The sequence below is a fragment of the Pantoea sp. UBA6567 genome (genome assembly GCF_002434165.1).
Taxonomy (GTDB): domain Bacteria; phylum Pseudomonadota; class Gammaproteobacteria; order Enterobacterales; family Enterobacteriaceae; genus Pantoea; species Pantoea eucrina.
In genome coordinates this window covers 150,748-170,913 of the sequence record NZ_DJJN01000012.1, presented here as the reverse complement: position 1 = coordinate 170,913, position 20,166 = coordinate 150,748, and the positions used below count along the sequence as shown (strand labels likewise).

Sequence of the window (20,166 nt, the reverse complement as noted above, 5' to 3'; positions counted from 1 at the left end):
CGTTTCTCTTTATTTCAGTGCAGCGTCGTGCGTCGCAGACGCGCTGCCAAACAGGTTACCTGCCAGAAAAGCGAGCAGGCTCAGGGTTAGCGAGGGAACAATAGGGTGGAGTCCCCACCACTCAATATTCAGGCTGGCGAGCAGCGTATAGCTTACGGCACCGGCGATCATACCGCTGATGGCTCCGGCAGCATTGGCGCGCTCCCAGTAGAGACCCAGCACCAGCGGCCACAGAAAGACCGCTTCCAGCCCGCCAAACGCCAGCAGATTAAGCCAGATGATCATATCCGGCGGATTCCAGGCCGCCAGCAGCAGCAGGATGCCCAGCACAAAAGTAATCGTGCCGGAGAGCATGCGCAGCCGCGCTTCATTTTCACTCTGCCGGGGCGCAAGACGCAGATAGAGATCTTTGATCAGCGTAGCGGATGCCTGCAGGAGCTGCGCGTTAATGGTCGACATAATGGCCGCCATCGGCGCGGCAAGAAAAATGCCGGCTGCCATCGGCGGCAGTACGGTAATCATCAGCGTCGGGATCACCTGGTCAGGTATGGTCAGGTCAGGCAATACCGCACGTCCCAGCGCGCCAGCCAGATGCATCCCCAGCATCAGGATCACCACCACGATGGTGCCGAGAATGATCCCGCGATGCATCGCCTTGCTGTCTTTGTAAGAGATGCAGCGTACGGCGGTATGTGGCAAACCGATAACGCCAAAGCAGACCAGTACGGCGAATGAGCTGAGGAAGGCAGGTGTAATCACATTGCCTGCCCCTTCCGGCGACACCAGTTGCGGATCGATAGCGCGCAGCGTGCTGACCGCGTGACTCAGCCCGCCGGCATGATGAATAACAGCAAACAGCAGCAGAAACGTGCCAGCCAGCATTACCAGCCCCTGCATCGCATCGTTCAGCACGCTGGCGCGAAAGCCCCCGAAAGCCGTATAAAGGGCGATAGTTCCGCCAAAAATCAGCAGGCCCGTATCGTAAGGAATGCCCGCCGCCGTTTCCAGCAGGCGAGCGCCGCCGATAAACTGCACGGTCATGGCACCGATAAATGCCACCAGCAGGCTGATACTGGCCAGCCAGATCAGCAGCGGGCTGCGATAGCGACCATAAAGCATATCGTTGAGCGTTACTGCGTTATAGCGCCGGGCCAGAATGGCAAATTTCTTGCCGAGCACGCCCAGTGATAGCCAGACGGCAGGCACCTGAATCATCGCCAGCAGTACCCAGCCCAGACCATATTTATAGGCGGCACCGGGCCCCCCTATAAATGAGCTGGCGCTGATATAGGTTGTGGTCAGCGTCATGGCCAGCACAAACCCGCCCATGGAGCGGCTGCCGAGAAAATATTCGGTCAGAAAACTGCCCTGGCGCTGTTTGCGCATGGCGATTACCGATAGCACGGCGATCAGAACCAGGTAAGCCAGCAGCGGCAGAAGGATCTCACTCTCCATCACGGTCCTCCAGTGACATATCACGGAAAATGACGCGGACCATCAGCGCACAGAGTCCGGTAAACAGTAGCGGTGCAAATATGCAGGAGAGTTCGAACCAGCGGGGCAGGCCAGATATTCCGCTTTGCGTCCCGCCGAGCCAGGCAGACAGGGCCCACACCAGCAGATATGCGAGAGCGAGGCCCAGCGACCAGCGCGCCTCTTTGTTCGCTTGTAGAAAACGCCCATCCATCAGATAACCTCACAGGCGATAACAATAAAAAAGGCCGGATTAACCGGCCTCTGTCGTGCTCTGCGCTGCGATTACTTTTCGTGCAGGCCGAGTTTTTTCTCCAGATAGTGGATGTTAGTGCCACCCTGCTGGAAGTTTTCGTCGGACATGATTTTCATCTGCAGCTCGACGTTGGTTTTGATGCCGTCGATGATCAGCTCAGCCAGAGCATTTTTCATGCGGGCGATCGCCACTTCACGGGTTTCGCCGTAAGTAATGAGTTTGCCAATCATGGAATCGTAGTACGGCGGCACGGTGTAGCCAGCGTAAATGTGCGATTCCCAGCGTACACCAAAGCCACCCGGCGCGTGGAAACGCGTAATTTTACCCGGGCTTGGCAGGAAGGTATTAGGATCTTCGGCGTTGATACGGCATTCCACCGCATGACCACGCACGACCACATCTTCCTGTTTGATCGACAGCGGCTGACCGGCAGCAATACGCAGCTGCTCTTTGATAAGGTCAACGCCGGTGATCATTTCGGTAACCGGATGTTCAACCTGAATACGGGTGTTCATCTCAATAAAGTAGAACTCGCCGTTTTCATACAGGAACTCAAAAGTACCGGCTCCACGATAGCCAATTTCCACGCAGGCGTTAGAGCAGCGCTCGCCGATGAAGCGACGCAGTTCCGGCGTGATGCCTGGCGCAGGTGCTTCTTCCACCACTTTCTGGTGGCGACGCTGCATGGAGCAGTCGCGCTCCGCCAGATAGATGGCGTTGCCCTGGCCATCGGCCAGCACCTGAATTTCGATATGGCGCGGGTTCTCGAGGAATTTTTCCATGTAGACCATGTCGTTATTGAAAGCCGCTTTGGCTTCCGCTTTCGTCATGCCGATGGATTGCTCAAGATCTTTTTCATGGCGTACAACGCGCATACCGCGTCCGCCGCCGCCGCCAGAGGCTTTGATGATAACCGGATAACCGATACGCTTCGCGATAGCGCGGTTCTTATCCATATCATCAGTCAGTGAGCCATCTGAACCCGGAACGGTCGGTACGCCCGCTTTTTTCATCGCGGTAATAGCAGAAACTTTGTCGCCCATCAGGCGGATTGTATCCGCTTTCGGACCCACAAAGATAAAGCCTGAACGTTCAACCTGCTCAGCAAAATCAGCGTTCTCAGACAGAAAGCCGTATCCCGGATGGATCGCAACTGCGCCGGTAATTTCAGCGGCAGAGATCAGGGCCGGAATATTCAGGTAACTTTTGACCGACTGCGCCGGGCCGATGCAGACAGTTTCATCTGCCAGCAGCACGTGCTTGAGGTCGCGATCTGCCGTGGAGTGGACCGCTACAGTTTTGATGCCCAGCTCTTTGCAGGCACGCAGAATGCGCAGCGCGATTTCACCACGGTTAGCAATGACAATTTTATCCAGCATGCTTCGCCTCGTTATTCGATGACGACCAGCGGCTCGTCAAATTCAACCGGCTGGCCGCTTTCTACCAGGATCGCCTTCACAACGCCGGATTTATCGGCTTCGATCTGGTTCATCATTTTCATCGCTTCAACGATGCACAGGGTATCGCCAGCGTTCACTTTCTGACCCACTTCCACAAACGCTTTTGCGTCCGGGCTTGGGGTGCGGTAGAAGGTGCCGACCATCGGTGAACGGACAATGTGACCGCTGACTTCAGGCTTAGCGGCTTCAACCGGAGCGGCAGCAACCGGCGCAACGGCAGCGGCCAGTGCAGGCTGCGGAGCAGGTGCAGCATAAGCCTGCTGCATCATAGGATAACCGACATTGGCAGGTGAACGGCTGATGCGAACTGACTCTTCGCCTTCAGAGATTTCCAGCTCAGCAATGCCGGACTCTTCAACCAGTTCGATCAGTTTCTTAATTTTACGAATATCCATGAGTGTGGTTCCGTACTCTGTTTAATTGGAATGTGACAGGCGTTTTATCGCCGTTTGTAAAGCCCACGCGTACCCATCCGCGCCAAGTCCACAAATGACGCCGGCAGATACATCGGAAAGATAGGAGTGGTGCCGGAACGGCTCGCGTGCATGCACGTTGGAGAGATGCACCTCGATAAAAGGTATGCTTACCGCCAGCAAAGCATCACGCAGCGCAACGCTGGTGTGCGTGAACGCAGCCGGATTGATGATGATGTAATCCACATCGCTGCGCGCGGCGTGAATATGATCGATCAGCTGATATTCTGCGTTCGATTGCAAATGACTCAATTTCACATGGTGCTGGTCAGCCTGCTGCGCCAGATCGCTGACGATATCAGCCAGCGTGGCGTGACCATACTTGTCAGGCTCGCGCGTTCCCAGCAAATTCAGGTTGGGACCGTTCAACAACAGTATGTGAAATTTATGCGCCATCTTGCGGCTATCTCCTGCAATCATTAGGGCATCGCGTAAAATACCGCGACATCCTTCATTTGTCACCCTTGAGAGTGAAAAAGAAGGGTTTGCTTGCAATAAAGCCGGGCATTATATCCGTTTCGGGACAATTCGCAGCAAAATACTGGTCTTATCTGCGAAGTTGATCCGGTGCGGCCCGAAGGCCACACGTTTTAACAGAAAGCGGGGGGAGAAAACAACCTCAGGAAAATCAGCGGCTGAAGCTTTTGCGTAACTTTTTATAGCGCCACGCCAGCAGCAGCGCGGCTGCCAGCGCATAGAGCCACGGCTGTGGTGACAGGACTTTGACTGACCAGAGATAGTGAATGGGAACGAGGATCGCTACCAGATAGATAGCGTTATGCAGCGTTTGCCAGCGTCTGCCCAGCTTGCGCTGCGCGCGCTGAAACGAGGTTATTGCCAGCGCACACAGCACTACCCAGCTGATCATACCCAGCAGCAGATAGGGGCGGGCGAAAATTTCACTGCCGAGCAGACGCAGATGCGTAAAGCCCAGCTCCAGCAGCCAGTAGCTGATCAGATGTAGCGTGGCCCAGGCAAAGCACCAGAGTCCCAGCATGCGCCGGGTGCGGATCAGCAGTGGCTGTTTCAGGTAGCGCGTCAGCGGGCTGACCAGCAGCGTTGCCAGCAACAGCTTCAGCGCCATTCTGCCGGTAACGTGCTGAATATCTTTGGCCGGATCGGCGCTCAGCCAGCCCTGATCAGCCGAAAACATCAGATAGACCAGCGGCAGCAGGGCGGCCAGGTGCAGCACCACTTTAAGCCAGGTAACCTGTCTCAGGGTCAGTCGCATTTAAAAATTCTCCCGCAGATCGAGCCCGCGATAGAGTGACGCAACCTCACGTGCATAACCGTTAAACAGCAGCGTAGGCTGCCGCTCTACGTTGAGCAGGCCGCCCGCGCCGATAAAACGCTCTGTCGCCTGTGACCAGCGCGGATGATCAACATGCGGATTCACATTGGCGTAAAACCCATATTCGCTGGCGGCAATCTGGCTCCAGGTGGTCGGCGGCTGTTCAGCGGTCAGCGTGATTTTCACAATCGATTTAATGCCTTTGAAACCATATTTCCACGGCACCGTCAGGCGTATCGGGGCACCATTCTGCGGCGGCAGCGCTTTGCCATAGACACCGGTGCTGAGCAGCGTCAGCGGATGCATCGCTTCATCCAGCCGCAATCCTTCAACATAGGGATAGTCGAGTCCGCCGCCAATAAAGCGATCTTTCTGACCTGGCATCTGCTCAGGGTCGTAGAGCGTCTGAAACGCCACATAGCGTGCGTTGCTGGTGGGTTCAGCCAGCTTCAGCAGTTTACTGAGTTCAAAGCCCACCCAGGGCACGATCATTGACCAGGCTTCGACGCAGCGCATACGGTAGATACGCTGCTCCATGGCAAAGCGTTTAAAAATGTCATCCATATCCAGCGTTATGGGCTTGGCCACTTCGCCTTCAATACGCAGCTGCCAGGGTTCAGTCTTTAGTGAGCCGGCGTTGGCCGCGGGATCGGCCTTATCCAGGCCAAACTCATAAAAGTTGTTGTAGCCAGCAACCTTATCATAAGGCGTCAGGGGTAAATCCGCCTGCCACTGTGCGGGTTTGGTGAACGTTAAATCGCGTCCTGCCGGTGCCGGCGGACGATCGTTTCCTTTAAACCAGCTCAGAATGTCCGCCCGCGCGCTACCCGGCAGCGTCGCAGCGGCAGCGCCAATCCCCAGCGCCTTCAGCACCTGACGCCGGCGCAGCGCAAAGATGTTTTCCGGGGTAACATCAGCTTCAGTGAGAGTGTGCTTGAACTTCATGGTGTTCTCCGGCAGATAAGCAGTAATCATTAAGATGCGTAAACCCCATCGGCGATGCCACTTTGCCGGGGAAAATATGAAATTTCCTGGCAGACAGCCTCTGTTGAGAATAGGACGAAAAAGCCCGCCCGGCAGTCAGGCGCCGTGACTTTACCGTTATACTCGCGCGACAGCGTGCTTGCCGGAGCATTGGCGCTGATTCAGACAGCTATTTATGGTACTTTGCTCAGGATTGCGTCAGCTGAATGACGCACAGGCTGGCTGCCCGTTTATAACCGCAGTGGTACAGGCACAGGGATGCGATCAACAACGAAGTTTTCTGCATTTATTACATTATTAAGCTTACTGGCAATGTTACTGATGCTGGTAGGCTGCGCTTTTAGTTTTATCTGGCTGTCGCAGGAGCGCGTCGAGAGCCGTATCGATACGCTGGCGACCGAAGTCGACAAAGCGCTGATGACTCAGTCGCCGCAGGAGGTTGAACAGTGGCTGACGCGGCTGATGCCGGTGATCAACGCTGAGCAGGTCACGCTGCTTAACGACGAAGGCGAAGTATTCCGTCTTACCCGCCATGAGAATCCGATGCTGGAAGATGAACCTAACCGGTTTATCCAGTTTGAGCTGCCCCTGGTGCACGCGCCCGAGATGCAGCTGCGCGTCGTGGTTCTCGATCCGGCAAAAACATGGTTCCGCTCCTTTACCGGCGCCTATACGCTGGTGGTGCTGCTGAGCGTGGTTGCCATTATGGCAGCGCTGCTGGCGATGACGCACCACTGGCTTAATCGTCGCTGGCGCAATATGGATCGGCTGGAGGCGCGCGCGGAACGCATTATTGCCGGCGAGCGAATCGCCCGCATCCCGGGCACCACTGAATGGCCGGCTAAAGCCAGCCGCGCGCTGGATACGCTGCTCAGCGATCTGCAGGAGGCGGGAGAACAGCGTCTGCGAATCGATACGCTGATCCGCACATTTGCGGCTCAGGATGCGCGCACGGGTCTCAATAATCGCCTCTTTTTTGATAACCAGCTGGCGACGCTGCTGGAAGATCAGGAGGATGTCGGTACGCATGGCGTGGTAATGATGATCCGCCTGCCTGACTTCGACAATCTGCATGAGATAATTGGTCCGACGCTGGCCGAAGAGTACCTGTTTGATATCATCAATATGTTTTCTACGTTTGTGCTGCGCTATCCGGGGGCGCTGCTGGCACGCTATTTTCGCAGCGATTTTGCCGTGTTGCTGCCGCACCGGACGCTGAAAGAGGCGAACAGCATCGCCGAGCAGCTTATCAATGCGGTGGACTCGCTGCCGCCGATGCGCAGAGTGGATCGTGATGATTTAATCCATATCGGCATTAACGCCTGGTGCAGCGGACAGAGCGTACTGCAGGTGATGGAGAGCGTAGAGCTGGCCACGCGGCGCGCCGTGCTGCAGGGAGGCAACACCTGGTCAGTGGGCGAGGGTAATCCGCTGGAGATGGGCCGCGGCAGCGTGCGCTGGCGTACGCTGCTGGAGAATACGCTCAATCGCGGGGGTCCCCGTCTTTATCAAAAGCCTGCGGTACTGCTGGATGGTAAAGTGCACCACCGTGAGATGCTGGCGCGCATATTTGATGGTGATAAAGAAGTGGTTGCCGCCGAGTTTATGCCGCTGGTCATGCAGCTGGGGCTGACCGACAGCTGGGATCGCCAGCTGGTGACGCGCATCGCCGCGCTGACCGAAGTGTGGCCGGATGAGACGCTGGCGCTGCCGGTAAGTATCGATTCACTGCTGCAGCGCCCGTTCCAGCGCTGGCTGCAAAAATTGCTGCTGCAGTGTAATAAATCCCAGCGCCGGCGATTTTTATTTGAACTTGCCGAGGCGGATGTGTGTCAACACATCAATCGTTTGCTGCCGGTCTTTCACATGCTCACCACGTTTGGCTGCCGTATCGCAGTCGATCAGGCGGGAATGACGGTGGTCAGCAGCGCCTATATCCGCCAGCTTCCTGTTGATGTGATTAAGCTGGATCCGGGGCTGGTACGGAATATTGACCGCCGCACAGAGAATCAGCTTTTTGTGCAAAGCCTGCTGGAGGTGTGTAAATCCACCTCCAGCTATGTTTTTGCTGCTGGCGTGCGTACCCGGGCTGAATGGCAAACCCTGACTGCACTTGGGGTAGCGGGCGGGCAGGGCGATCTGTTTGCGCCTTCCTTACCGGTTAACAGTAACGTTAAAAAACACTCGCAACGTTACCGCATTTGATGCGCTGGCAGGGTTTGTCCTGGCAATCGATGTTTTTCTGGCGTTAACCAGCGGGAGCGGGCAGAGCCAGAGGCATGAAATGTTAAATTTTATGTCGATAACCCCGCCGCAGGTCCGGGCAATTTGCGTTAAAGAGGGCCGTTTAGCGCTATCTGGCGCTGCCAGTAGCGAACAGTACCGGCCGGAAAAATTATATGGTCTATTTTTTCACCTTAGCCGAACGTTTTTGCGCCTTGTAGCGGCTTCGTGTGGTTGGTAAAGTAAGCGGATTTTATTTTCCGCCCCCAGCTTGCAGGATTATCCCTTAGTATGTTTAAAAAATTTCGCGGCATGTTTTCCAATGACTTGTCCATTGACCTGGGTACTGCGAATACCCTGATTTATGTAAAAGGACAGGGCATCGTGCTTAACGAGCCTTCAGTGGTTGCTATCCGTCAGGACCGCGCCGGCTCCCCAAAGAGCGTAGCGGCTGTTGGTCATGACGCAAAGCAGATGCTTGGCCGTACGCCGGGCAACATTGCCGCTATTCGTCCGATGAAAGATGGCGTGATTGCCGACTTCTTCGTGACTGAAAAAATGCTCCAGCACTTTATTAAGCAGGTACACAGCAACAGCTTTATGCGCCCGAGTCCGCGCGTACTGGTGTGTGTACCGGTCGGCGCGACCCAGGTTGAGCGTCGCGCTATCCGTGAATCTGCGCAGGGCGCAGGGGCACGCGAAGTATTCCTGATTGAAGAGCCGATGGCTGCGGCTATCGGTGCCGGCCTGCCGGTCTCTGAAGCAACCGGTTCTATGGTCGTGGATATCGGTGGCGGTACGACTGAAGTCGCCGTGATCTCCCTGAACGGCGTGGTCTACTCCTCTTCTGTACGTATCGGTGGCGATCGCTTTGATGAAGCTATCATCAATTACGTGCGCCGCAATTACGGTTCATTGATTGGTGAAGCCACCGCAGAACGTATCAAGCATGAAATCGGTTCAGCCTATCCGGGCGACGAAGTGCGCGAAATCGAAGTGCGCGGCCGTAACCTTGCAGAAGGCGTGCCGCGTGGCTTTACGCTGAACTCAAATGAAATTCTTGAAGCGCTGCAGGAGCCGCTGACCGGCATCGTCAGCGCAGTTATGGTTGCGCTGGAGCAGTGTCCGCCAGAGCTCGCTTCTGATATTTCAGAGCGTGGCATGGTGCTGACCGGCGGTGGCGCACTGCTGCGTAATCTGGATCGCCTGCTGATGGAAGAGACAGGTATTCCGGTCGTGGTAGCGGAAGATCCGCTGACCTGCGTAGCGCGTGGCGGCGGTAAAGCGCTGGAGATGATCGACATGCATGGTGGCGATCTGTTCAGCGAGGAGTAATTCCTCACTGGCTGCGACCATGGTCATATTGCGCAGGGAATCGCGACAATACTCATCATAAACTGAACCGCACGCAGCGTTGTATTATGCAGCGGCGGTTCAGGCATGGGTAAATGGCGCGGCTGCGTATGACGGCATAGTGCGTCCAGCCCTGGAGGCGCGGGTCTGCGGACTGGTGCTTCTTCCCTGATGTCGAGGAATTCGCAGAATTTATGAAGCCGATTTTTAGCAGGGGGCCTTCCCTGCAGTTGCGTCTCTTTCTGGCCGTTATCGTGGCAATTGCGATTATCATCGCCGACAGCCGCGTAAGTACTTTCTCCCGGATCCGCAACTATCTGGACACGTCAGTCAGCCCATTTTATTTTCTGGCCAACGGCCCGCGACAGCTGCTTGACGGCGTGTCGGATACGCTGGCATCCCGTCAGCAGCTGGAGCTGGAGAACAAAGCGCTGCGCCGCGAGCTTTTCCTGAAAAACAGCGATCTGCTGATGCTGGGGCAATATAAGCAGGAAAATGCCCGCCTGCGCGAGCTGCTTGGATCGCCGCTGCGTCAGGATGAGCACAAAATGGTGACGCAGGTGATCTCAACCGGCACCGATCCTTATACCGATCAGGTGGTGATCGATAAGGGCAGCGTAAACGGCGTTTACGAAGGTCAGCCGGTGATCAGCGATAAAGGCGTTGTCGGGCAGGTGGTGGCCGTTGGCCAGCTGACCAGCCGCGTGCTGCTGATCTGCGACGCCTCTCACGCGCTGCCGATTCAGGTGCTGCGTAACGATATTCGCGTTATTGCTGCCGGTAACGGCTGCAGCGAAGATCTGCAGCTGGAGCATCTGCCAGGCAATACTGATATTCGCGTCGGCGACGTGCTGGTGACATCCGGCCTCGGCGGCCGGTTCCCGGAAGGTTATCCGGTCGGCGTCGTGTCGTCAGTCAAGGTAGATACCCAGCGAGCCTATACGGTCATTCAGGCGCGTCCGACTGCCGGGCTGCAGCGTCTGCGCTACCTGCTGCTGCTGTGGGGAGCAGATAAAAATGGCGATATGCCGATGGCACCGGATGAGGTACATCGCGTAGCGAACGAGCGTCTGATGCAGATGATGCCTCAGGTGCTGCCACCGGCGGGTGAAATGGGGCCGCCAGCGCCCGCGGGGATGCAGCAGAGTCAGCAGATGGGACCGCCATCTTCTGCGGCCAGCGGGAGTGCGCAGAGCACGCCGGCGAACACGCGTGGGGGCCAGCCTTGAGCCGATATCGCAGTCAGGGACGGTGGGTAATCTGGCTCTCTTTTCTGCTGGCATTAATTCTGCAAATCATGCCGTGGCCGGAGCAGTTCTATATGTTCCGGCCGTCGTGGCTGCTGCTTATTCTGATCTACTGGGTGCTGGCGCTGCCGCATCGGGTCAACGTCGGCACCGGATTCTTTCTCGGTGCCGTTATGGATCTGATTGCCGGCTCCACGCTGGGCGTACGCGCGCTGGCCTTCAGTATCATCGCCTACCTGGTCGCCTTTAAATTCCAGCTGTTCCGCAACCTCGCATTGTGGCAGCAGGCGTTAATGGTTATGGTTCTTTCACTGGCAGTAGATGTCATTGTTTTTTGGGCTGAATTCCTGGTCATAGACGTCTCATTCCGGCCAGAAATTTTCTGGAGTAGCGTGGTCGACGGCATCCTCTGGCCCTGGCTATTCTTATTGATGAGAAAGATCCGCCGGCAGTTTGCCGTTCAGTAAGGAACACAATGATTACCCTGTATCTGGCTTCCGGCTCGCCCCGCCGGCGCGAGCTGCTTACGCAGCTTGGGCTGCAGTTTGAGCGTCTGTTAACCCATACCGAAGAGCAGCGTCAGCCCGACGAAGCGGCTGAACATTACGTTCGCCGACTGGCGGCGGATAAAGCCCGCGCCGGTGTCGCTATGGCGCCCCGGGATCTGCCGGTACTGGGCGCGGACACGATTGTGGTGCTGAATGGTGACGTACTGGAAAAACCGCGTGATGCAGAACACGCCGCAGAGATGCTGGCAAGGCTCTCCGGACAGACGCATCAGGTGATGACCGCGATAGCGCTGGCTGACAGCGAGACGCTGCTGGATTGCCTGGTGCTTACCGATGTGACCTTCCGCAACTTGACCGCTGATGAAATCGCGCACTATATCGCCAGTGGCGAACCGATGGATAAGGCGGGCGCCTATGGCATTCAGGGTCTGGGCGGTAATTTCGTGCGCACGATTAATGGCAGCTACTACGCCGTAGTGGGACTACCGCTGGTGGAAACCACAGAGCTGCTGAGCCATTTTCAGTCGCTGCGTGCATTAAGGGGACAGAATGACGGCTGAACTGCTGGTAAATGTGACACCTTCGGAAACGCGCGTTGCCTATATTGATGGCGGCATTTTGCAGGAAATTCATATTGAGCGCGAAGCGCGACGCGGCATTGTTGGCAACATCTACAAAGGCCGGGTCAGCCGCGTGCTGCCGGGTATGCAGGCCGCCTTTGTCGATATTGGCATGGATAAAGCCGCCTTTCTGCACGCCTCCGACATCATGCCGCACACCGAGTGTGTTGCCGGCGATGAAAAGAAAAATTTTGTTGTACGCGACATCGCCGAGCTGGTACGCCAGGGGCAGGATCTGATGGTGCAGGTAGTGAAAGATCCGCTCGGCACCAAGGGCGCACGCCTGACCACCGATATCACGCTGCCGTCCCGCTATCTGGTTTTTATGCCCGGCGCATCACACGTGGGTGTTTCACAGCGTATTGAAAGTGAGGCGGAGCGCGAACGGCTGAAAGCGGTGGTGGCTGCCTACTGTGACGATCTGGGCGGTTTTATTATTCGTACCGCTGCGGAAGGCATCGGCGCAGAAGAGCTGGCGCAGGATGCGGCGTTTCTCAAACGCCTGTGGACCAAAGTCAGCGAGCGCAAAAAGCGTAACCAGACGCGCTGCCTGCTCTATGGCGAACTGGCGCTGGCGCAGCGTGTGCTGCGCGATTTTGCCGGCGCCGCGCTGGATCGCATTCGCGTCGATTCGCGTCTGACCTGCGATCTGCTGGTGGAATTTACCAGCGAATATATTCCTGAAATGGCGGGCAAAATAGAGCATTACAGCGGCAAGCAGCCTATTTTCGATCTCTATGATGTAGAAAATGAGATTCAGCGTTCGCTGGAGCGCAAGGTCGAGCTTAAATCGGGTGGCTACCTGATTATCGATCAGACGGAGGCGATGACCACGGTAGATATCAACACCGGAGCGTTTGTTGGCCACCGTAACCTGGATGAAACCATATTTAATACGAATATCGAAGCGACGCAGGCTATTGCCCGTCAGCTGCGGTTACGTAACCTCGGCGGTATTATCATTATCGACTTTATCGACATGAGTAATGACGATCACCGCCGTCGCGTGCTGCATTCGCTGGAGAGTGCGCTGAGTAAAGATCGGGTCAAAACCGGGATCCATGGCTTTTCAGCGCTGGGCCTGGTGGAGATGACCCGTAAAAGAACGCGTGAAAGCATTGAGCATGTGCTCTGTGCCGACTGCCCGGTGTGTAAAGGACGCGGCTCGCTGAAAACCGTAGAGACCGTCTGCTATGAAATCATGCGTGAAATTGTACGCGTGCATCACGCCTATGACTCCGACCGCTTTCTGGTTTACGTCTCGCCGGCGGTAGGCGAGGCGCTGAAAACAGATGAGTCGCATGCGCTGGCCGAAGTCGAAATCTTTGTCGGCAAACAGGTCAAAGTTCAGGTTGAACCGCTCTATACTCAGGAGCAGTTTGACGTCGTCATGATGTAAGGCCTGCGGCCAGACGTTATTATCCAGTGACCAGCAAGGAGAGATGTGTGAGGCGGTTGCCAGGGATTTTGTTACTGCTGATCGCCACAGTGATTGTCATTGTGGCGCTGCTGGTGAGCGGGCTGCGTCTGGTGATGCCGCATCTCAACAGCTATCGCAGCGACATTCTGCAGACGGTTTCACGCATCAGCGGCGTCAACGCAGACGCCAGCGAACTGCAGGGAACGTGGCAGAATTTTGGCCCGACGCTGCAGGTACGCGATCTGCGCATTGATATGAAGCAGGATGGCGAACTGCACATTGGCCGCGTCACTCTTGCGCTGGATGTCTGGCAGTCGCTGCTGCACTGGCGCTGGCAGTTCCGCGATCTCACCTTCTGGCAGCTGCGTCTGGCGACGGAGCGGCCGCTGTTTACCCGCGACAGCGATACCACCAGCATCAAGCCTGCTCAGATTAACGACCTCTTCCTGCGCCAGTTCGATCACTTCGATTTGCGCGACAGCACTATCCGCTTTCTGACGCCTTCAGGCCAGCATGCCGAGCTGGCGATACCGCGCCTTACCTGGCTGAATGAAGCCAGCCGGCATCGCGCTGAAGGCGAGGTCAGCCTCAGCAGCTTTACCGGCCAGCATGGCGTGGTGCAGGTCAGGCTGGATTTAAAGGATACCCGTGGCCTGCTGAACGACGGTCGCATCTGGATGCAGGCAGACGATGTGGATGTGCGTCCCTGGATTGGCCGCTGGCTGCGTGATAACACCAGTCTGGAGAGCGCGCGTATCAGCCTGGCGGCGTGGGCCAGCCTGCGCGATGGCGAACTCTATGCGGGCGATGTGCTGATCAAACAGGGTGGGGCGCGCTGGCGCGGCGAGCAGCGCGACCATCAGCTGCAGATTGACGGACTGACCGCACACCTGGCGCGCTTCCGCGACGGCTGGAGCCTGAATATACCGCAGACCCGGCTCAGCACCGATGGCGTGGCCTGGGCGCCCGGCCGGATTGCGCTGCTGTGGCAGCCTGAAGATAAAGCGGCAGCGGAGATCCGCGTGCGCGCTACCCGGCTGGACCTGCAGCGGTTTGCGCCGCTGGTGCCGCTGATTGGCCCGCTCTCGCCGACGCTGCTGGATACCTGGCGTGCGCTGCAGCCGCGCGGTTATATCGATACGCTGGCACTGGATATTCCACTGGCGCAGCCGGAACAGACGCGACTGCAGGCGACGTGGCGCGATCTGGCATGGCATAACTGGAAGCTGCTGCCGGGCATCAGCAATCTCAGCGGGCGCGCCAGCGGCAGCGTCAGCAATGGTCAGGTTTATCTCAGCATGGGGCAGGCTGAAGTGCCCTATGGTGATATGTTCCAGGCGCCGCTGGATATTCATCAGCTGAGTGGCCAGCTGAGCTGGCTGCGCGACCGTCACGGCCTGACGCTGGCCGGACATCAGCTGGATGTGCAGGCGCGGTCGCTCTGGGCGCGCGGAGATTTCCGCTATCAGCAAAACAGTGACGCTGCACCACGGCTCGATATTCTGGCCGGCATCCGCGTAACCGACGCGGGTGATGCCTGGCGCTATCTGCCGGAACCGCTGATGGGGCATAACCTGACGCACTACCTGAGCGAAGCGATAAAAGGCGGGGAGACCGATAACGCCACGCTGCTGTTCGCCGGCGATCCGCGCCTGTTCCCGTTTAAGCATAACGACGGCATGTTTGAAGTTAAAGTGCCGCTGCGCAATGCCGCGTTTCGCTTTCAGCCGGGCTGGCCGGCCCTGCAGGATCTGGATATCGATCTCGATTTTGTGAATGACGGCCTGTGGATGCGCGCCGATAACGCGCGCCTGGGCAAGGTCGAAGCGCGTAACGTCACGGCCGTTATTCCGGATTATCTTAAAGAGAAACTGCTGATCGCCGGCGATCTGAGCGGGCAGGGGGCGGATATCGGCGCCTACTTTAATGAGACGCCGCTGAAATCGTCGCTCGGCGCGGCGCTGCAGCAGCTGCAGGTTGGGGGCAACGTCAAAAGCACGCTCAACCTGGAGATCCCGCTGGATGGCGAACAGGTACACGCCAGCGGCAACGTGGTGATGAATAACAACACGCTGCATATTAAACCGCTGAAGAGCACGCTGACGCAGCTGACAGGGCGTTTCCGCTATAACAACGGCAACCTTGAAAGCGAAGAGATGCAGGCAAACTGGTTTGGTCAGCCGCTGGGCGTGACCTTCAGCACGCAGGAGAATCCGCAGGATTTTGGCGTTAACGTCCACCTGCTGGGCGACTGGCAGCCCGCGCGTCTCAGCGTGATGCCAGCGGCGGTAGCGCGTCAGCTCAGCGGTTCACTCGCCTGGCAGGGCGATGTGGCTATTACGCTGCCGCATAGCGGAGGTGCGAACTACAGCGTCGATCTCAGAGGCGATGGCAAAGCAGTAAGCAGTCACTTACCTGCGCCGCTGACCAAATCTGCCGGTGAGGCGCTGCCGGTAACGGTTAAGGCTAAAGGCGATCTGAACGGCTTTATGCTCAGCGGCAGCGTAGGCGAGATGCACCGCTTTAACAGCCGCTGGCTGCTGGAGCCGCAGCTGCGCGTCGAACGCGGCATCTGGCAGAACCAGACCACGGCAACGCCTGCGCTCCCGGCGCAGCGCGGTATGGTATTAAACCTGCCGCCGCTGGATGGGGAAGTCTGGCTCGGTGTACTGGCCGGAGCGGGCGGCAGCGGAGAGGGCGCCACGCAGGTGGGTGGGGTCGGCCTGCCGGGCGATGTCACGCTGCATACGCCAGCCCTGACGCTGGGCGGGCAGCAGTGGCACGATCTCAGCGCCACTCTGCTGCAGGGCGCGGGCGGTGATGCGCAGCTGAAGCTGGAGAGTCGTGAAGCGCGCGGCACGCTGACAACAGCGCAGCGTGCACCGTGGCGCATCAATCTGAACTACCTTTATTACAACCCGCAATGGAAAGAGACCAGCAGCAAACAGGCGTCATCACCGTTCAGCGGCGACAGCGGGATCGATTTCAGCCAGTGGCCTGCGCTGCAGCTTAACTGCGATGAGTGCTGGCTGCGCGGACAGAAGTTCGGACAGATGGCTGCGACGCTGACGCCGCGCGGAGAGACGTTAGCACTCACTAACGGAATTGTGGACAGCGGCAGCGCCCGGCTCAGCATCAGTGGCGAATGGGTTAACTCGCCGGGCAATCCGCGCACCTCGCTGAAGGGACGCCTGAGCGGCAGCAATATCAATGACGCCACTAACTGGTTCGGTATGAACACGCCGCTGCGCGATGCGCCGTTTAACGTGGATTATGACCTGCACTGGCGCGCCGCGCCTTGGCAGCCTGCTGAGGCGTCGCTGAGCGGCACGCTGAAAACGCACTTTGGCAAAGGAGAGATTGCCGACGTTAATACCGGACGGGCAGGACAGCTGCTGCGTCTGGTAAGTTTTGATGCGCTGCTGCGCAAGCTGCGTCTGGATTTCAGCGATACCTTCAGCGATGGCTTCTATTTTGATTCAATCAACGGCACCGCCTGGATCGAAAACGGCGTTATGCGCACTGATAACCTGCTGGTAGATGGGCTGGAGGCGGATATCGCGATGCAGGGCCGTATCGATCTGGTACAGCGAAAAATTGATATGGAAGCGGTTGTGGCGCCGGAGATCTCCGCGTCGGTCGGTGTGGCAACGGCGTTTGCAATCAATCCGGTGGTTGGGGCCGCCGTTTTTGCCGCCAGCAAGGTACTGGGACCGCTCTGGAACAAGATTTCCCTGCTGCGCTATCACATCAGTGGCCCGCTGGATAAACCGGAAATCAGTGAAGTGCTGCGCAAAGCGCGCGACGCCGGCAGCAAGTGAATTTGACGCCGTCGGGGAATTGCCGCAGGCTATGACTATCTGAGCACATAATGAGTGAGAAACGATGACTCTGAATCTGGTAAGTGAGCAGTTACTAGCTGCGAACAGCATTAATCAGCAGGACCTCCATTCCCTGTTAGGGCAGCTTTCAGAACGTCGTCTGGATTATGCCGATCTCTATTTTCAGTCCAGCTTCCATGAATCCTGGGTGCTGGAAGATAAAATTATTAAAGATGGCTCCTACCATATCGATCAGGGCGTTGGCGTACGTGCCGTAAGCGGTGAAAAAACCGGCTTCGCTTATGCAGACCAGATCACCCTGAATGCGCTACGGCAGTCTTCGGAAGCCGCGCGCAGTATCGTACGCGAGCAGGGCAATGGCACCGCACATACGCTGCAGGCAGTAATGCAACGTTCGCTCTATGCGCCGGTTAACCCGCTCGACAGCCTGACGCGCGAAGATAAAATCGCCCTGCTGCATCGCGTGGACCGCGTGGCGCGCGCGGCCGACCCGCGCGTACAGGAGGTCAATGCCAGCCTGAGCGGCGTTTATGAACAGGTGCTGGTTGCGGCAACCGATGGGACGCTGGCGGCCGATATTCGTCCGCTGGTGCGTCTGTCAATCAGCGTGCAGGTGGAAGATCAGGGCAAGCGCGAGCGCGGCTCAAGCGGCGGCGGCGCGCGTACCGGCTATGAATTTTTCCTCGCCGATGAGAGCGGTGACGTCCGGGCTGACGCCTGGGCGCGCGAAGCGGTGCGTATGGCGCTGGTTAACCTCTCTGCAGTTGCAGCCCCAGCTGGCGCGCTGCCGGTCGTGCTGGGCGCTGGCTGGCCGGGTGTGCTGCTGCACGAAGCGGTAGGACATGGCCTTGAGGGCGACTTTAACCGTCGTGAAACGTCGGTATTCAGCGGCAAGATGGGGCAGCTGGTTGCTTCGGAACTCTGCACCGTGGTGGATGATGGCACGCTGGAGGGGCTGCGTGGCTCGCTGGCGGTGGATGATGAGGGCGTTCCGGGTCAGTACAATATGCTGATCGAAAATGGCGTCCTGAAGGGCTATATCCAGGATAAGCTTAACGCCCGCCTGATGGGTGTGCCGCCAACCGGTAACGGCCGGCGCGAATCGTATGCGCATCTGCCGATGCCGCGCATGACTAATACCTACATGCTGGCGGGCAAGTCCACGCCGCAGGAGATCATCGAAAGCGTGGAATATGGCCTCTATGCGCCTAACTTCGGCGGTGGTCAGGTCGATATCACCTCGGGCAAATTTGTCTTCTCTACCTCAGAGGCGTATCTGATTGAGAAGGGTAAAGTTACCCGGCCGGTCAAAGGCGCTACGCTGATTGGTTCCGGCATTGAAGCGATGCAGCAAATCTCAATGGTCGGTAACGATCTGGCGCTGGATAAAGGCGTCGGCGTATGCGGTAAAGAGGGACAGAGCGTCCCGGTTGGCGTGGGCCAGCCGACGCTGAAGCTGGACAAAATCACCGTAGGCGGCACCGCCTGAGGTGCTGAACCTCTGTCACTATAAGGGCTGCCTACGGGCAGCCTTTTTTGTGGCTGCGTCAGCTATAAATGCCTCCGATTCAGCCACTTTGGCAAAAACAGACATCGCGCTAAGTCGTGCGATTATTTATTCGGATTAAAAAGTGATTTATGTCACGATTTGTAGAAAACATATAGTCAGGAACGTTATTATACGCGCGCTGGGTTTATGCACTGCATTCCGTTACGGACCAGACAGGCTGATGATACGCTATGATTAGCGCAGGGCGGCCTGAAGGTTACTGCCATTTTTCTGCTGCCTGCTTAACCATTCCCGGTGCGGCACAGCGTGGGGGTAAAAGCGGTGCGATCCCGGCAAGGTCGAACTAAGGAACCGAAATGAGTGTGCTTCCGGTATTTGTCGTATTCGGGCTATCTTTCCCGCCCATCTTCATTGAACTACTGGTTTCGCTGGCGCTGTTCTGGCTGGTGAAACGTGTGCTGACGCCAAGCGGGATCTACGATCTGGTCTGGCATCCGGCCCTGTTTAACACGGCCCTGTATTGCTGTGTGTTTTATCTTGTATCCCGTCTATTCATCTGAGGTTTTAAGTGAAAGCGCTCATAAGAAAAATCGCGCGTTACGCGATTACGCTCCTGCTGGTTATCATCGCCGTCGTGATTGTCTTCCGCGCCTGGGTGTTCTACACCGAATCCCCGTGGACACGCGATGCTAAATTCTCTGCGGATGTGGTGGCTATCGCACCTGATGTCACCGGTCTGATCACCGACGTGCCGGTACATGATAACCAGCTGGTGAAAAAGGGCGATACGCTGTTTATCGTCGACCGGCCGCGCTATCAGAAAGCGCTGGCGCAGGCGCAGGCAGACGTGGACTACTATCAGGCGCTGGTGAGTGAAAAACGCCGCGAGGCGGGACGCCGTAATCAGCTCGGTACCAGCGCGATGTCGCGTGAGGCGATTGAACAGGCTAACAGCGATCTGCAGACCAGTGAACATCAGCTGGCGAAATCGATCGCTACCCGCGATCTGGCGGTTATCGATCTCGACCGTACCACGATCAAAGCCCCCTCTGATGGCTGGGTGACCAACCTCAATGTCTATGAGGGTGAGTTCATTACGCGCGGCTCCGTGGCGGTCGCGCTGGTACAGCAGCACTCTTTCTACGTGCTGGCTTATATGGAAGAGACCAAACTCAGCGGCGTGCGTCCGGGCTTTCGCGCTGAAGTCACGCCGCTGGGCAGCAATACCGTGTTACGCGGCACGGTGGACAGCGTGGCTGCCGGGGTGACCAACAGCAGCAGCAGCATTGATAATAAAGGTATGGCAACGGTGGACTCTAATCTGGAGTGGGTGCGCCTGGCGCAGCGCGTGCCGGTGCGTATCCGTCTTGATGCCCAGCCTGGCAACCGCTTCCCGGCAGGCACAACCGCGACCGTGGTGATCACCGGTGAGCAGGATCGGCAGACCAACGCCTCGCCGCTGGCGCAATTCTTCAATCGCCTGCGTGAGTTTGGTTAAGCGGGGG

The 20,166-nt window shown here is 57.4% G+C and carries 17 protein-coding genes; 10 read left to right on the top strand and 7 right to left on the bottom strand.

The window, feature by feature from the left end; translation table 11 throughout:
- Nucleotides 1–9: 9 nt before the first annotated feature.
- The 7 genes from panF to msrP form a co-directional block, all read right to left on the bottom strand.
- Entirely contained in the window at nt 10–1,455 is a 1,446-nt protein-coding gene (panF, locus tag B4M48_RS17955) for a sodium/pantothenate symporter (RefSeq protein WP_071669159.1), read from the bottom strand.
- Nucleotides 1,445–1,687 carry a YhdT family protein gene (locus B4M48_RS17950; RefSeq protein WP_071669160.1) on the bottom strand — a complete coding sequence of 81 codons (243 nt, stop codon included), beginning with the start codon at nt 1,685–1,687 and terminating at the stop codon, nt 1,445–1,447. The genes panF and B4M48_RS17950 overlap by 11 nt, the downstream gene beginning before the upstream one ends.
- Before the next feature lie 71 nt (nt 1,688–1,758).
- Complete coding sequence (accC, locus tag B4M48_RS17945; protein WP_071669161.1) at nt 1,759–3,108, bottom strand: acetyl-CoA carboxylase biotin carboxylase subunit; 1,350 nt, start codon at nt 3,106–3,108, stop codon at nt 1,759–1,761.
- 11 nt (nt 3,109–3,119) lie between these two features.
- The gene (gene accB, locus B4M48_RS17940; protein ID WP_039380716.1) at nt 3,120–3,584 is read right to left on the bottom strand and encodes an acetyl-CoA carboxylase biotin carboxyl carrier protein; all 465 of its coding nucleotides are present in this window, start codon (nt 3,582–3,584) and stop codon (nt 3,120–3,122) included.
- A 21-nt stretch (nt 3,585–3,605) separates the two neighbouring features.
- Nucleotides 3,606–4,058 carry a type II 3-dehydroquinate dehydratase gene (gene aroQ / locus B4M48_RS17935; protein ID WP_288657521.1) on the bottom strand — a complete coding sequence of 151 codons (453 nt, stop codon included), beginning with the start codon at nt 4,056–4,058 and terminating at the stop codon, nt 3,606–3,608.
- A 232-nt stretch (nt 4,059–4,290) separates the two neighbouring features.
- Nucleotides 4,291–4,893 (bottom strand): protein-methionine-sulfoxide reductase heme-binding subunit MsrQ, encoded by a 603-nt coding sequence (gene msrQ, locus B4M48_RS17930; protein ID WP_288657519.1) that lies wholly within the window; start codon nt 4,891–4,893, stop codon nt 4,291–4,293.
- Complete coding sequence (gene msrP / locus B4M48_RS17925) at nt 4,894–5,898, bottom strand: protein-methionine-sulfoxide reductase catalytic subunit MsrP (RefSeq protein ID WP_286877019.1); 1,005 nt, start codon at nt 5,896–5,898, stop codon at nt 4,894–4,896.
- A 297-nt stretch (nt 5,899–6,195) separates the two neighbouring features.
- Here msrP and csrD point away from each other — a divergent pair, with 297 nt between their 5' ends.
- The 10 genes from csrD to aaeA all read left to right on the top strand — a co-directional run bounded on the left by csrD (nt 6,196) and on the right by aaeA (nt 20,159).
- Nucleotides 6,196–8,142 carry an RNase E specificity factor CsrD gene (gene csrD, locus B4M48_RS17920; protein WP_071669164.1) on the top strand — a complete coding sequence of 649 codons (1,947 nt, stop codon included), beginning with the start codon at nt 6,196–6,198 and terminating at the stop codon, nt 8,140–8,142.
- 309 nt (nt 8,143–8,451) lie between these two features.
- Nucleotides 8,452–9,495 carry a rod shape-determining protein MreB gene (mreB, locus tag B4M48_RS17915; protein WP_003855260.1) on the top strand — a complete coding sequence of 348 codons (1,044 nt, stop codon included), beginning with the start codon at nt 8,452–8,454 and terminating at the stop codon, nt 9,493–9,495.
- A gap of 212 nt (nt 9,496–9,707) precedes the next feature.
- Entirely contained in the window at nt 9,708–10,742 is a 1,035-nt protein-coding gene (gene mreC, locus B4M48_RS17910; RefSeq protein ID WP_039380699.1) for a rod shape-determining protein MreC, read from the top strand.
- Nucleotides 10,739–11,227, top strand: a complete 489-nt coding sequence (mreD, locus tag B4M48_RS17905; protein WP_039380697.1) for a rod shape-determining protein MreD — start codon at nt 10,739–10,741, stop codon at nt 11,225–11,227. Before mreC ends, mreD begins: the two co-directional genes overlap by 4 nt.
- Nucleotides 11,228–11,235: 8 nt before the next feature.
- Nucleotides 11,236–11,829 carry a Maf family protein gene (locus B4M48_RS17900; protein ID WP_288657516.1) on the top strand — a complete coding sequence of 198 codons (594 nt, stop codon included), beginning with the start codon at nt 11,236–11,238 and terminating at the stop codon, nt 11,827–11,829.
- Complete coding sequence (gene rng / locus B4M48_RS17895; RefSeq protein WP_071669165.1) at nt 11,819–13,288, top strand: ribonuclease G; 1,470 nt, start codon at nt 11,819–11,821, stop codon at nt 13,286–13,288. Before B4M48_RS17900 ends, rng begins: the two co-directional genes overlap by 11 nt.
- A 47-nt stretch (nt 13,289–13,335) precedes the next feature.
- A complete protein-coding gene (gene yhdP, locus B4M48_RS17890) occupies nt 13,336–17,130 on the top strand; it encodes an AsmA2 domain-containing protein YhdP (RefSeq protein WP_288657514.1) in 3,795 nt (1,264 codons plus the stop codon).
- Nucleotides 17,131–17,194: 64 nt separating this feature from the next.
- The gene (tldD, locus tag B4M48_RS17885) at nt 17,195–18,640 is read left to right on the top strand and encodes a metalloprotease TldD (RefSeq protein ID WP_039380688.1); all 1,446 of its coding nucleotides are present in this window, start codon (nt 17,195–17,197) and stop codon (nt 18,638–18,640) included.
- Nucleotides 18,641–19,017: 377 nt separating this feature from the next.
- Complete coding sequence (gene aaeX, locus B4M48_RS17880) at nt 19,018–19,221, top strand: p-hydroxybenzoic acid efflux pump operon protein AaeX (RefSeq protein ID WP_065648072.1); 204 nt, start codon at nt 19,018–19,020, stop codon at nt 19,219–19,221.
- A gap of 8 nt (nt 19,222–19,229) precedes the next feature.
- The gene (gene aaeA / locus B4M48_RS17875; RefSeq protein WP_039380683.1) at nt 19,230–20,159 is read left to right on the top strand and encodes a p-hydroxybenzoic acid efflux pump subunit AaeA; all 930 of its coding nucleotides are present in this window, start codon (nt 19,230–19,232) and stop codon (nt 20,157–20,159) included.
- Nucleotides 20,160–20,166: the final 7 nt, after the last annotated feature.